The organism is uncultured Pseudophaeobacter sp. (assembly GCA_905479575.1).
GTDB lineage: Bacteria > Pseudomonadota > Alphaproteobacteria > Rhodobacterales > Rhodobacteraceae > Pseudophaeobacter.
In genome coordinates this window covers 33,043-46,914 of the sequence record CAJQNB010000022.1, presented here as the reverse complement: position 1 = coordinate 46,914, position 13,872 = coordinate 33,043, and the positions used below count along the sequence as shown (strand labels likewise).

Here is a 13,872-nt window from a genome sequence, read left to right as displayed (position 1 = left end):
AGATCCAGGTGTCCTGGCTGACCTCGGTGATAAAGGTATCCACCATGGGGCGGCCTTTGGGTTTGGCATAGACGGTGGCAACATGCGCCTTGGGGTACATGGCCCGCACCAGTTCCAGAGTTTTGCCACTGTCCACCAGATCGTCGATGATCAGAATACCTTCGCCATCGCCCATCAGTGCGGGGTCGGGGCTTTTCAGCACTTCGGCTTCGCGCTGTTGATCGGCCTTGCCGCCGCCGGAATGATAGGATTTCACGCTGATGGTATCGACCGTGCGGATGTCCAGCTCGCGGGCGATGATCATTGCAGGGGCCATGCCGCCACGGGTGATTGCCACCACGGCGCGCCAGGCATTATTGTCGGGCCCCTGTCCATCCAAACGCCAGGCCAGCGCCCGGCTGTCTCGGTGGATCTGGTCCCAGCTGATATGAAAGCCTTTTTCATGCGGCAGGCGGTCTGTCATCTTTATGGCTCCGGCAGTGGCTGCGTGGGGGTGCTGATCCGATCCTGGCCGAGCTTCGCGAAGGAGGCCTGTGGGCGCAGTGATCAAAAAAGCAGTCTAGTCAAAGGTGGTACCTCCTGATCACTCCGCCCCGTGAAGGAAATGGGGCAGGGTGAACAGGAGGGGAATCTAGCAGAGGTTATTTTGTAATGTCAGGCGCGTCGACAGCTTTCATGCCAACCACGTGGTAGCCCGCATCCACGTGCAGGTTCTCACCGGTCACGCCGGAGCTGAGATCAGACAGCAGGTACAGGGCAGATTTGCCCACATCATCCGTGGTCACATTGCGACGCAGCGGCGAGTTGTATTCGTTCCACTTCATGATGTAGCGGAAATCACCAATACCCGAGGCGGCCAGGGTTTTGATCGGACCAGCCGAGATGGCGTTGACGCGAATGCCGTCTTTGCCCAGATCTTCGGCCAGATATTTGACGGAGGCTTCTAGCGCGGCCTTGGCAACACCCATGACATTATAGTGCGGCATCACCTGCTCGGCGCCATAATAGGTGAGCGTCAGCATCGAGCCGCCCTCAGCCATCATCTTTTCCGCGCGTTTGGCGATGGCGGTAAAGGAATAGACTGAAATATCCATGGTCATCTGGAAATTGTCGCGGCTGGTGTCGACGTAGCGGCCGCGCAGCTCGCTCTTGTCCGAGAAACCGATGGCATGAACCACAAAGTCCAGCTTACCCCATTTTTCTTGCAAGGAGGCAAACAGCGCATCCATCGAGGCTTCGTCCGATACATCGCAGGGCAGAACGATATCGCTCCCCAGCTGTTCGGCCAGCGGCACGACGCGTTTTTTCAGAGCGTCGCCCTGAAAGGAAAAGGCCAGCTCAGCACCCGCATCGGCACAGGCTTTGGCTATTCCCCAGGCAATCGATTTGTCATTGGCCAGGCCCATGATCAGACCGCGCTTGCCGGTCAGCAGTTGATTAGACATTCAGGTTCTCCGCCTGTGTTCCGTAAAGTTAAACACGTTTAATATGTTGGTGCGCCTGCTTCAAGGGGCCACCTTGATTGTTCCTGCAACTGACCCAGTGGCTGTCCAGGCCAGATCCGTGTCGCGCAGCCCTTGCTGTTCTGAAATGTGCTGCCTAGTGTACCGACGAAAACAGACAGGAGGCTCTTATGAGCGAACGTTCAGGGATCTTTGCCGGCGATGACCCATTTGAAATTGCCCGCACCTGGCTGACAGAGGCGGAAAAGACCGAAATCAATGATCCCAATGCGATTGCGTTGGCGACGGTTGATTCCAATGGGTTGCCCAATTCGCGCATGGTCTTGCTGAAAGAGATCGAAGCGGACGCCTTTGTCTTTTATACAAATTACGAAAGCGCCAAGGCCCAGGAGCTGGACCAGGCTGGCAAGGCCTCCTTTGTCATGCATTGGAAATCCCTGCGGCGGCAAATCCGCGTGCGCGGCAATATCAGCCGCGAGGAGGGGCCAAAGGCGGATGAATATTATGCCTCTCGCTCGCTCAAAAGCCGCCTTGGCGCCTGGGCCTCAAAACAGTCCCGGCCGCTGGACAGCCGTGCCAGCCTGATGGCTGAGGTGGCGAAGGTGACAGCCACCAAGGGGCCGAATCCCCCAAGACCGCCGTTTTGGGGTGGATATCGAATTTCACCTGTCGAAATTGAGTTTTGGGCGGATGGGGCCTTTCGTTTACACGACCGTTTTACTTGGATTTATGATGCCGAACAGGACAAATGGTCTGTTTCGCGACTTAATCCTTAAGGTTTATCAAGGAAAATAGCACTTTCCTAACAAATGGGAGGGTTTTTGCTTGAAATTAGGCAGTGAAATCGCGCATCACGTCACTACCAAAATGAAAAATACGCAGTGGATGAGATAAGTGGCAGAAGATCTGAGCAGCCTGCAGCAAATCCAAGGCCTCGTTAAATGGTTTGATCCCACCAAGGGATTTGGTTTTGTTGTGTCCGATCTGGGCGGCCCTGATATTTTGTTGCACGTAAATGTACTTCGTAATTTCGGACAGAGTTCCGTTGCAGATGGTACCCGTGTCGAAATAGTGACCCATCGCACCGATCGGGGGGTGCAGGCGGTCGAAGTCCTGGCAATCCATCCGCCGGAGCGCGAGGAGTCTCCGGTTCTGAGCGATTTTGCCGATTTTGACCTCAGTGATTTGACCTCCAAACCGCTGGTACCTGCGCGGGTGAAGTGGTTCAACAAAGGCAAGGGATTTGGTTTTGCCAATATCTTTGGCCGCAGCGAAGATGTCTTTCTGCATGTAGAGGTGCTGCGCCAATCTGGCCTGGCGGATCTGCAGCCTGGCGAAGCCCTGGCCGTGCGGGTGATTGACGGCAAACGCGGTCAAATGGCTGCCGAAGTTCAAGCCTGGGAAGCCGCCCTGCTTGATAGCAATCAGGACAGCTGATCTCATGGCGCGGTTGAGAGCCTCTCTCGCCGCACCGGCCTTGGCCCTTATCTGTGGCCTGGGCCTTTCTGCCCCAGTTCTCGCAGCGGACTGTCGTCCCGATCGGGTGGAGCTGCGTGGCAGCTGGGGGCAAACATCCTTTTCCGTTGAAATTGCTGATGACGAAGCCGAACGCGCCCAGGGGCTGATGTTCCGCGAAAGCATGGCGCGGGGCGCGGGTATGCTTTTTGTCTATTCAAAGCCGCAGCGCGTGGCCTTTTGGATGAAGAATACCCTCATTCCACTTGATATCATTTTTCTCGATCAGACCGGTCGGGTCATTCGGGTGCAGGCGGATGCGGTTCCCGGTGATCTGACGCCGCTGCCGGGCGGCAGTAACGTCTTTGCTGTGCTCGAAATCAATGGTGGTTTGGCCGCTAGATATGGAATTTCGATCGGCACCGAGATGCGCCACAAAGTTTTTTCAAAAACTGCACCAATTTGGCCTTGTTAGGGGTTTTCAAATCAATCCACTGGCGTTAGGAACAGCGCACGGTCCGGGGCGTGGCGCAGTCTGGTAGCGCACCTGTTTTGGGTACAGGGGGTCGTGAGTTCGAATCTCGCCGCCCCGACCATAATCACTTGAAAGCATTGTGCTTTTCGGTGGTGTTTGTAAGAGAAGACCCTATTGGGTCGGACCTAAAACGGGCAGTTCGCATTCAGATGCGACTGCCCGTTTTCTTTTCCAGCACCTCTCTTCAGACCTCATATCAATTTCTTTTGGCTCAAGGTTGCAGCTGCCCGGGTGGCGCGCATTCTGGTTGGGATCTAATAGGCTTTGCCAATCTTTCTGGTGCGACTGCATAGAATCACAGCGCGGCGCTGAAACAGTTTGGAATATCCCTGCGGCCGCTCTTAACCCTTCCTTAAGGAAGTGACGCGAAAGCGTGGCAATAGGTTTAAAAAGTGTTAATGGCCTGTCCGCCAAGTCCGTGATCGGTTGCTCAAAATCTGTGCAAGGATATCACAGGTCCACCGCGAGCCTGTTGGCCGATGCTGGACGGCGCATGCTTGCCTTTGCTGACCGTGCGCTGGTGGTATTTTTGGCAGGGCTTTGCGAAGGGAGTGCGGTGCGCTTTCAACTTCTAGGGACAAGTCGTTGCTGTTACCCGAATTTTCCCAGCTGCTGGATTGGTAACTTTTGCCCCCTGCGATGCCGTAGCCTGTGGGTGAATCACTCGCAACTGCAAGCGCCGCGTTTGGGGAATTTTCGTCAACAGTAAAGATGGTTTAAAATTGGTAAAATATCCGTTGACCCTCTTGGGGTCTATACGTCAAATTGTGGGAATTCGAGTTGGCGCTACTAGATCTAGTGAGATTTGCAGCGCCGGGACGATGGGAAAACACTAGACATATCCACAATAAATGGCCGGCGAAGGTCTTGTGTAGTTGGCCCGTAAACAGGCCTGCCAGCTGTGATGTGCTTTCCGACCGGGTAGGTCACAGCGGCTGCTGTGGCGGCAATGAAGTTATGAGACGAACATCTCAAGGGGCAGAGCATGAAGATCGAGCGCAAATTCACCAAGTCAGGGCAGGACGCCTATAAATCTCTGGATTTCATTTCTGCCACATCAGAAATTCGAAACCCGGATGGCACCATTGTGTTCCGTCAGGAGAATATCGAGGTGCCCTCCAGCTGGAGCCAGGTTGCCAGCGATGTCATTGCGCAGAAGTATTTTCGCAAAGCCGGCGTGCCCGAACGGCTGAAAAAGGTCAAAGAAGAGGGCGTTCCTGAGTTCCTGTGGCGCTCTGTTCCCGCTGGTAAGGATGTGCCCACCGGGGGCGAAACCTCCTCTAAGCAGGTGTTTGATCGTCTGGCCGGGGCCTGGACCTATTGGGGCTGGAAAGGCGGCTATTTTACCAGCGAAGAAGACGCCCGCGCCTATTTTGACGAAATGCGCCACATGCTGGCGACCCAGCGCGCCGCGCCCAATAGTCCGCAGTGGTTCAACACCGGTCTGCACTGGGCCTATGGCATTGATGGTCCGGCCCAGGGCCACCACTATGTTGATTACAAAACCGGCAAGCTGACAAAATCCACCAGCTCCTATGAGCACCCGCAGCCCCATGCCTGCTTTATCCAGTCCGTGGCGGATGACCTGGTCAACGAGGGCGGCATTATGGATCTTTGGGTGCGCGAGGCGCGCCTGTTCAAATATGGCTCTGGCACCGGCACCAATTTCAGCCACCTGCGCGGCGAAGGTGAGGCCCTGTCGGGCGGCGGCAAATCCTCTGGTCTGATGGGCTTCTTGCGTATTGGCGACCGCGCTGCGGGGGCGATCAAATCTGGTGGCACCACCCGGCGCGCGGCCAAGATGGTTATTGTGGATGCGGACCATCCCGATATCGAAGATTTCATCGAATGGAAGGTCATCGAAGAGCAGAAAGTTGCCTCGATTGTGGCCGGTTCCAAGATGCATGAGAAAATGCTGAACAGCATTTTTGCCGCCATCCGGTCCTGGGATGGCGCCTCTGTGGATGCCTATGAGCCTGCAAACAACCCGGCACTGAAAACGGCGGTCCGCGAGGCCAAGAAGGTTGCGATCCCCGAGACCTATATCAAACGTGTGCTGGACTACGCCAAGCAGGGCTATGACAGCATTGAATTCCCGATCTATGATACCGACTGGGATTCCGAGGCCTATAATTCTGTCTCTGGTCAGAACTCCAACAACTCGATCCGGGTCACCAATGCGTTTTTGCATGCGGTGAAAAAAGATGCCGATTGGCAGCTGATCAACCGCACGGATGGCAAGGTTGCCAAAACCGTCAAGGCGCGGGACCTGTGGGAAAAAGTCGGCCATGCGGCCTGGGCCTGTGCCGATCCTGGCATTCAGTTCCACGACACCGTGAACGAGTGGCATACCTGTCCGGCGGATGGGGAAATTCGCGGCTCAAACCCGTGTTCGGAATATATGTTCCTGGATGACACCGCCTGTAACCTGGCATCTTTGAACCTGTTGACCTTCTACAAGGATGGCAAGTTCCAGGCTGAGGACTACATGCATGCCTGCCGTCTGTGGACTGTGACACTGGAAATCTCGGTCACCATGGCGCAGTTCCCCTCCAAAGAGATCGCTCAGCGGTCTTATGACTTCAGAACCCTGGGCCTGGGCTATGCCAATATCGGCGGTTTGCTGATGAACATGGGCTATGGCTACGATAGCGAGGAAGGCCGGGCGCTTTGCGGTTCGCTGACCGCGCTGATGACCGGTGTTGCCTATGCCACCTCGGCTGAGATGGCGGGGGAACTGGGCGCATTTTCTGGCTATGCCCGCAATGCCGACGCCATGCTCAAGGTCATTCGCAACCACCGCACCGCGGCAATGGGCAAGATTACGGGCTATGAGGGGCTTTCGGTTCCGCCGGTGCCGCTGGATATTTCCGGCTGCCCAGATGCACGGCTTGCGGATCTGGCCATGGGGGCCTGGGACGAGGCATTGGAGCTGGGTGAAAAGCACGGCTACCGCAATGCCCAAACCACCGTCATCGCCCCCACCGGCACCATTGGCCTGGTAATGGACTGTGACACCACCGGAATTGAGCCGGATTTTGCCCTGGTGAAATTCAAGAAACTGGCTGGTGGCGGCTACTTCAAAATTATCAACCGGTCGGTGCCCTCCGCTCTCGAAGGGCTCGGATATAGCTCCTCGCAGATTGAAGAGATCGTCTCTTACGCGGTGGGTCATGCGTCCCTCGGCAATGCGCCGGGTATCAACCACACCTCGCTGGCTGGCCACGGCTTTGGCCCCAATGAATTGTCCAAGATCGACAGTGCCTTGGAAGCAGCTTTTGACATTCGCTTTGTGTTCAACCAGTGGACCCTGGGCGAGGATTTCTGCACCGGCGTACTGGGCATTCCGGCGAAAAAGCTGAATGATCCCACCTTTGATTTGCTACGCCACCTCGGCTTTAGCAAGGCCGACATCGACGCCGCCAATGACCATGTCTGTGGCACCATGACGCTGGAAGGGGCGCCACATCTGAAAGAAGAGCATTATCAGATCTTTGACTGCGCCAACCCTTGTGGCAAAAAAGGTAAGCGTTTTCTTGGCGTTGAAAGCCATATCCGCATGATGGCTGCAGCCCAAAGCTTTATCTCCGGTGCGATTTCAAAAACCATCAACATGCCCAATGATGCCGCCATCGAAGAGTGCCAGAAAGCCTATGAGCTGAGCTGGTCCCTGGGCGTCAAGGCCAATGCGTTGTACCGTGATGGCTCCAAGCTGAGCCAGCCGCTGGCAGCGGCGCTGGTTGAGGATGACGATGAGGCAGCAGAGCTGCTGGAAACCGGCAACAATCAGGAAAAAGCCGTTGTTCTGGCAGAGAAAATTGTCGAGAAGATCGTCATCAAGGAAGTGATCAAATCCCACCGCACCAAGATGCCGCACCGGCGCAAGGGTTATACGCAAAAAGCGGTTGTTGGCGGTCACAAAGTCTACCTGCGGACCGGCGAATATGAGAGCGGCACCCTGGGTGAGATCTTCATCGACATGCACAAAGAGGGTGCAGGGTTCCGGGCGATGATGAACAACTTTGCCATCGCGGTCTCGGTTGGTCTGCAATACGGCGTGCCCCTGGAAGAGTTCGTCGATGCCTTTACCTTCACCAAGTTCGAACCCGCTGGCATGGTCCAGGGCAATGACTCGATCAAAAATGCCACCTCGATCCTTGACTATGTGTTCCGCGAACTGGCGGTGAGCTATCTGGATCGGACGGATTTGGCGCATGTCAAACCCCAGGGCCCAGCCTTTGACGATATTGGTCGCGGCGAGGAAGAAGGCGTATCCAACCTGTCGGAAATCAGCGAAAGCGCCGCAACCCGGTCGCTCGAAGTGCTGAAACAGATCTCTTCCACTGGGTATCTGCGCAAGCGTCTGCCACAGGATCTTGTGGTGCTTCAGGGCGGGCAAACCGGTGAAACGGGTCTGATGAACGCAGGTGTCTCGGCGGCGGATCCGGTTTCCGATCTGCAATCCCTGGTGCCAGAAACCACCGCAGCCCCAGTCACGGGCATGGATGCGCGCACCAAGGCCAAGATGCAGGGCTATGAGGGCGAGGCCTGCGGCGAATGCGGCAACTACACGCTGGTGCGTAATGGTACCTGTATGAAGTGCAACACCTGCGGCTCCACCTCTGGCTGTTCCTAAGCCCTTGGGGGAGACGTTGTTTATAGGGTCAGGCTGTTTAGATGTAACTCTTTGTAGCAAGGTCTTGACTTAACATTATAAAACCCGCGCCAGATGTGGCGCGGGTTTTGTTATTTCGCGGTTTCCTGTGTCGAGCAGCCCGTCAGAGCAACAGGATATATTTACGACGCATAGGCATGGACGGTCAGATCCTGTCTGGGGCCGGTGCTGGTTTCGACCTCCACCTTGTAGGTTTCGGATATCGCCGGTGAGCGCAGAACGGTTTCTGCACTGCCCTGGGCAAGAATGCGCCCCTGGCCCAATAGGATAAGGTGATCGGCAAATCGCGCTGCGAGGTTCAGATCATGCAAGGCAACAACGCCAATACTGTCGCGCGCCATCATGGTGGCGCGAATACGGGTCAGCACCTCTAGCTGATGACGCAGATCCAGCGCCGAGGTGGGCTCATCAAACAGGTAGACATCAGAGTGGCGGATCAGTGCCTGGGCCACCGAAACCATCTGGGATTGGCCGCCGGACAGATCGCTCACATAGGCTTGTGACAAATGCCCGATCCCGGCCTCTTCCAGGGCCTGGGCCACGGCCGCCATATCTGCCCCGGAGACCCGCCAGCCGCGCAATTGCTTATGCGCCATCATCACCACATCAAAAACGGTCAGGGCTGCGTTTGCGGCAAAGTACTGCGGCATAAAGCAGATGCGTTTGAGCCGGTCCCGAGCCCCCAGAGAGGCCAGATCCGTGTCATTCAGGATGACGTGACCCGCTGCAGGCTTGGCCAGACCTGAGATCAGGCGAAACAAGGTGGATTTCCCCGCCGCATTTGGCCCGATCAAAGCCGTCAGCTTGCCCGAGGGCAATGGATCAAACTCCAGCCCCTTCAGAACGGGCCGCGCCCCATAGGAAAAGGACAGGTTTTCAGCGCTTAGTTTGGTCATTGCCAATGCCTCTTACGTTGTCCAAGGATCAACAGGATGAAAAACGGGATGCCGATCAGCGATGTGATCATGCCAATTGGATAGACAATGCCCGGTGTGATTGCCTTGGAGGCGATTGAGGTGCCGGACATGATCAGCGCACCGCAAAGCGCCGAAAGCGGCAGAAAGCCCCGTTGATCTTCGCCGACGATCATGCGGGCAATATGGGGACCTACAAGCCCGACAAAGGCCACAGCTCCGACAAAGGACACCGCAACCGCAGAGAGCAGCGACACCCCAGCCAGGACCGACATGCGCAACAGCGAAACATTGACCCCAAGCGCTGCGGCTTTTTCCTCGCCCATGCGCAGGGCCGTCAAGGCCCAGGACCGGGACATGAAATAGGGCAGCACAATCAGCAAAACGGCGATGCAAACGCCAACTTTGGCCCAGGAGGCACGGGCGAGTGAGCCGAGTTGCCAGAAAATCAGCTGCGCCAATTGCAGTTCGGATGCGCCGTATTGAAGAAAGGCCAGCAAGGCGTTGAATGTAAACAGCATTGCGATCCCGACAAGGATCATCGCCTCAGGTGTGACGCCGCGCAGTCGGGTGAAAAGAAACAAACAGCCAGAGGTGAGCATCGCCAGAACAAAGGCATTGGCGGTGACAAACAGCCCGCCAACACCCGGCACAACCGACCAGCCCAGCACGATGGCCAGCGCGGCGCCAAAGCTGGCGGCTGATGACAGACCGAGGGTAAAGGGATCTGCAAGCGGGTTGTTCAAAATGGTCTGCATTTCCGCACCGGCAACGCCCAGCATGGCGCCAACCGTCACCGCCATCAGGGCCACGGGCAACCGCAGCTGCCAGATGATTACCTGTTCCTTTGGCGATGCCAGCGATGGATCCAGGATCACCGCAAACGTGCGTCCAAAGCTCAGGTTTGCAGGCCCGGTGATGATGTCCAGAACAACAAGGCACATCATTACGATTACCGCGCCTGCAACCAGCCCAACGCCGCGCAGACTGCGCCGTTTGTAAGCCATCACCAGAGCAGCTGCGTTCAAACCAGCAGAGGTCGTTTGATCTGTCATTTTAGGATTTCCAAGTGTCAGGTTCGCAGAGCACAGCCGCAGTGCGAACCTGGTGAGTGTTATTTGAGCGATGCCCAGAACTGGCCGGAGGCTTCAAACGGCAGAAACTGATCGTGCAGTTCTTCAAAGGAGGCCTGCGGATCCAGATCCGCAAACTCCTCTGGGTGGAGCCATTTGGCAATCTGTTGCACCGCAACGAAGTGATAGGGTGAATTGTAAAACTGGTGGTAGATCGCGTGCATATTGCTCTCTTTCACCGCCCGCATCTGGGCAAACCCGGTGCGCTCTGCCAGCGCCTGTAGCTTGGCCTGATTTTCCACCGGGTCGCCGTCATAGCCCAGCAAAATCGAGGTGACCTCTGGGCGCGTCTCTTTCCAGTTGGCACCGGTGGCGATGATGTGATCAGGATCCGCCTCAATCAGCCCTTCCAGACTGATATCGACAGAATAGGCATTGGCCAGGGTCGAGCCATAGTTGACCCCGCCGGCCAGTTCGACAAAGCGGCCAAAGTTGTAGGGACCAAAGGACCAACAGCAAAAATCAGCTTGCCAGCCGGCGGCGTTTTCTATCGCCACCAGCGGGCGCGCGTCCGCCGGGATCTGATCAACAACGTTTGTGACCTTGCGCATCTGGCCGATATAGAAATCAATAAACTCCGCAGCCCGCTTTTCCTCGCCCAGGATACGGCCCATCATCAACAGCGATGGCACGGTGTTTTCGGTTGCGTTGCGGCGGAAATCAACAAAGGCCACGTTGACGCCTGCGGTTTCCATTTTTTCGATCAGGCCGGTTTCTTTGGCTTTGAACAGGTTGCCCACGTCGAGCAACAAGAGATCTGTCTCTGCCTCCAATACGGCTTCGATGCTGAAATCGCCAGCATAGGGGTTGCCAAAGTTGATCAGGCGGGCGGTGTCGTCTGGGAAGGCATTTTCGTATTTGCGGAAAGCATCTGGATCGTAGTTGATCAGATCGTCTTTCCAGCCAATGATTTTTTCAAACGGATTGCCGGTGGTGATCGGTGCAATCGAATAGATCATGCGGCCTTCGCCCAGAACAATCTTGTCAGGCAGTTCCGTGAACGTGACCTGTCGGCCGGCAATATCTGTAACAGTGAGGGCGTCCGCTTGAGCTTCACTGGCTTGTGCAATCAAGAGTGCACTGGCTGTAACAGCACCAAGGAAACCGCCCATTGATGTCGCATAGGACATAAGCGTCTCCAGTGTGTTGATCGTGTGAGTCGGGGTTGTAATGAACTTTTTGGATATACCCAAGTGATTTTGTAAGAAAATGCAAGGGCAGGAGTTGAACTCAAGAGTGTCCTGTAGGGCTTTGAAATAATGCAAAATAAATTTAGCATCATTGCTCTTGGTCTGGTGGGAACCCTCTGTGATCAAAATCCCCTGTGCCTGAACAGCTTTGATTTTGATCCTCTGTGACTTCGCGTCATGCTGTTGGAGCAGGTATTGCCAGGTCTGGTTAGTCCATATACGAACTAAATATAAGTTTGTTTTGGAGTCCTGTTGTGTCGGTAAAACTGCGTGTCTTTCATCAATTGCAGGTGGCTCATAATGCGTTGTTTCGCGCGGCTGACCAGCGTACGCGCCAGAGCGTGGGGCTGACCACAAGCCAAATTGCAGTGTTATTTGTCTTGTCCCAGTCAGATGCGCAGCCCATTTCTGAAATTGCCAAACGGCTCTCGATGGGGAAATCCAGTCTGACGGGGCTGGTGGATCGCATGGTTGATCGTGGCCTTGTTGCCCGCATTGCCTCTACCAGTGATCGCCGGGTTATCAATGTGCATCTTGCCCAAAACGGTGCCAAAATGCTGGCCCATGTCAAGGAAGAGACCTCCCATTTCAACGCGGCTTTGCTTGCACCTTTTAATGATAAAGAACAGCTGGTTATCCAGAGGTTCTTAACGCATCTCGTCGATCACGCGGATGAGATTATCAACCCTGTTTCACCCCCTGGCGGAGATGACCATGACGCAATCGACACAGCGTGAACCAACACGTTTTACCACCAGTGACGGTGTCACGCTGCAAGGCGATTTGACCAGCTGCGACAGCCCTAAACTGGCGGTTCTGATCTCCGCAGGCACCGGGTTTCCGCGCCAGTTTTATCATGCGATTGCGCAGTTTATGGCCGAACGTGGCGCCATTGTGCTGACCTATGATTATCGCGGCATTGCAGGGTCGTGCCAGGGGGATCTGGCCCAATCTGAGATCGAGTATCCTGATTGGGGCCGATACGATATGGTTGCCGCCGTGGAGCACCTGTCCCAGGCGGCGCCGGGTCTGCGCATCACCCATCTGGCCCATAGCGTTGGCGGCCATTTCATTGGCGTTATGTCCAATCACCAAGCCATTGATCGCCATGCATTTGTTTCTGTTGGAACTGGGTATTTTGGCGGCCACCAAATCAAGAACTGGCCGCTTGAGTTTTATTTCTGGTGGATTTTGGGCAGCTATTCCTTGCTGCGCTGGGGCTATATCAAACCTGTGGGCGGCTGGCAGGGCGAGGCCTTGCCACCGCGCGTGTTCAGAACCTGGCGCAAATGGAGCCAACGTCGCAGCTATTTTCGCACCGATTATGAGGGGCTGCTAAAGCCACAGCACTACGGCGATGTGACGGCCCCCATCCGATCCTGGGTCTTTTCCGATGATCCAATTGCGACCCCGCGGGCGGCGCGCGATCTGCTGGCGTACTATCCCAACGCAGCGAAATCATTGCAAATTCGAACCCCCGCTGACATTGGTGTTAAGCGAATTGGTCACGAGGGTGCCTTTCGACCAGGCCGCGAAGCGCTTTGGTTGGAATGCTGGAATTGGCTTTCACAAGATCAGGTAACCGATTGAATTGGCAGAATTGCCTCTACGACTTCACATGTTAGGACTGCTGTTATGACCGACACAATTACACTAGAGACCGATGGCCGGGTTACCCTTCTGACCATCAATCGGCCGCAAAAACGCAATGCGATCACCCAACAGATGTATGGGGTCATGGCGGATGCGCTCAAAGCCTATGAGGCCTCTGACACACAGCGCGCCTTTGTCATTACCGGAGCGGAGGATTATTTCACCGCTGGCAATGACCTGCAGGATTTTTCCACGGCGGATCACACAGAGGATTTGCCACCTGTCGCCCGGTTTCTCGAAGCGATCTCTACTTGCACAAAGCCGGTGATTGCCGCCGTGAATGGCCCCGCAATTGGCATCGGGCTAACGATGCTGCTGCATTGTGATCTGGTCTATGCCGCTGCCAGCGCAACCTTCACCGCGCCCTTTGTCAAACTAGGTCTGGTGCCAGAAGCTGCCTCGTCAATGTTGTTGTCGGCCTCGGTAGGGATGGCAGTGGCCAATGACATCCTGCTGGCCGGGCGAAGCCTGTCCGCCGAAGAGGCGCATAGCTACGGCCTGGTTTCCCGGGTATTTGATGACGGCGAGCTGCAGGGGCAGGTGGCAGAGATTGCCAAACACGTCGCCGCATCGGCGCCTGAGGCGATTAAACTGTCAAAATCCCTGATCCGTCATCAGCGCGATCAGGTTGCAGTGCACATGCAGCGCGAGTCCGACCTGTTTGTGGCGCAGTTGAAATCTCCGGAGTTCGCCGAGGTTGTCTCTGCCATGATGCAAAAACGAACGCCGTCTTTTTCCTGACGCCGCTTTGGTGCTCGCTCTGCCACCTTCTGGTCACCCAGGCTGTTGGCAGGCTGGCATGGGCCGTCAGTCTGTACTGGCACAGATTGCGCCCCCAGATGGGGCGTCATTCT

12 protein-coding genes and 1 tRNA gene are annotated in these 13,872 nt (G+C 55.8%); 8 read left to right on the top strand and 5 right to left on the bottom strand.

Going from position 1 to position 13,872, the window contains the following annotated elements:
- Both gpt and fabI read right to left on the bottom strand, forming a co-directional pair.
- Window positions 1-463 (bottom strand): xanthine phosphoribosyltransferase (gene gpt / locus QZ268_RS08485; RefSeq protein WP_295450943.1); only part of this gene is annotated, 463 nt, incomplete at its 3' end.
- A 178-nt stretch (window positions 464-641) separates the two neighbouring features.
- Window positions 642-1,445: an enoyl-ACP reductase FabI gene (gene fabI / locus QZ268_RS08480; protein ID WP_295450940.1), complete on the bottom strand. Its 804-nt coding sequence runs from the start codon at window positions 1,443-1,445 to the stop codon at window positions 642-644.
- 188 nt (window positions 1,446-1,633) lie between these two features.
- On the opposite strand from fabI, the gene pdxH reads away from it, so the two are divergent.
- The 5 genes from pdxH to QZ268_RS08455 all read left to right on the top strand — a co-directional run bounded on the left by pdxH (window position 1,634) and on the right by QZ268_RS08455 (window position 8,089).
- Window positions 1,634-2,239 (top strand): pyridoxamine 5'-phosphate oxidase, encoded by a 606-nt coding sequence (pdxH, locus tag QZ268_RS08475; RefSeq protein WP_295450937.1) that lies wholly within the window; start codon window positions 1,634-1,636, stop codon window positions 2,237-2,239.
- A gap of 118 nt (window positions 2,240-2,357) precedes the next feature.
- Window positions 2,358-2,900: a cold shock protein gene (locus QZ268_RS08470; protein WP_295450935.1), complete on the top strand. Its 543-nt coding sequence runs from the start codon at window positions 2,358-2,360 to the stop codon at window positions 2,898-2,900.
- A 4-nt stretch (window positions 2,901-2,904) separates the two neighbouring features.
- Window positions 2,905-3,393, top strand: a complete 489-nt coding sequence (locus QZ268_RS08465; protein ID WP_295450932.1) for a DUF192 domain-containing protein — start codon at window positions 2,905-2,907, stop codon at window positions 3,391-3,393.
- A 44-nt stretch (window positions 3,394-3,437) separates the two neighbouring features.
- Window positions 3,438-3,514, top strand: a tRNA-Pro gene (locus QZ268_RS08460).
- Between the two features lie 924 nt (window positions 3,515-4,438).
- Entirely contained in the window at window positions 4,439-8,089 is a 3,651-nt protein-coding gene (locus tag QZ268_RS08455) for a vitamin B12-dependent ribonucleotide reductase (protein WP_295450931.1), read from the top strand.
- A gap of 161 nt (window positions 8,090-8,250) precedes the next feature.
- Here the strand turns inward: QZ268_RS08455 and QZ268_RS08450 are convergent, their stop codons facing one another.
- The 3 genes from QZ268_RS08450 to QZ268_RS08440 are packed head-to-tail and all read right to left on the bottom strand — an operon-like array spanning window position 8,251 to window position 11,305.
- Window positions 8,251-9,024, bottom strand: coding sequence for an ABC transporter ATP-binding protein (locus tag QZ268_RS08450; protein WP_295450926.1), 774 nt, complete (start codon window positions 9,022-9,024; stop codon window positions 8,251-8,253).
- Window positions 9,021-10,097, bottom strand: coding sequence for an iron ABC transporter permease (locus QZ268_RS08445; RefSeq protein ID WP_295450923.1), 1,077 nt, complete (start codon window positions 10,095-10,097; stop codon window positions 9,021-9,023). Before QZ268_RS08445 ends, QZ268_RS08450 begins: the two co-directional genes overlap by 4 nt.
- A gap of 59 nt (window positions 10,098-10,156) precedes the next feature.
- Window positions 10,157-11,305, bottom strand: coding sequence for an ABC transporter substrate-binding protein (locus tag QZ268_RS08440; RefSeq protein ID WP_295450920.1), 1,149 nt, complete (start codon window positions 11,303-11,305; stop codon window positions 10,157-10,159).
- Between the two features lie 314 nt (window positions 11,306-11,619).
- Here QZ268_RS08440 and QZ268_RS08435 point away from each other — a divergent pair, with 314 nt between their 5' ends.
- Genes QZ268_RS08435 through QZ268_RS08425 form a run of 3 tightly spaced genes read left to right on the top strand, consistent with a single transcriptional unit; the run spans window position 11,620 to window position 13,759 of the window.
- The gene (locus tag QZ268_RS08435; protein ID WP_295450917.1) at window positions 11,620-12,102 is read left to right on the top strand and encodes a MarR family transcriptional regulator; all 483 of its coding nucleotides are present in this window, start codon (window positions 11,620-11,622) and stop codon (window positions 12,100-12,102) included.
- The gene (locus tag QZ268_RS08430; RefSeq protein WP_295450914.1) at window positions 12,080-12,955 is read left to right on the top strand and encodes an alpha/beta hydrolase; all 876 of its coding nucleotides are present in this window, start codon (window positions 12,080-12,082) and stop codon (window positions 12,953-12,955) included. Before QZ268_RS08435 ends, QZ268_RS08430 begins: the two co-directional genes overlap by 23 nt.
- A gap of 45 nt (window positions 12,956-13,000) precedes the next feature.
- Complete coding sequence (locus QZ268_RS08425; protein WP_295450911.1) at window positions 13,001-13,759, top strand: enoyl-CoA hydratase-related protein; 759 nt, start codon at window positions 13,001-13,003, stop codon at window positions 13,757-13,759.
- Window positions 13,760-13,872 lie beyond the last annotated feature (113 nt).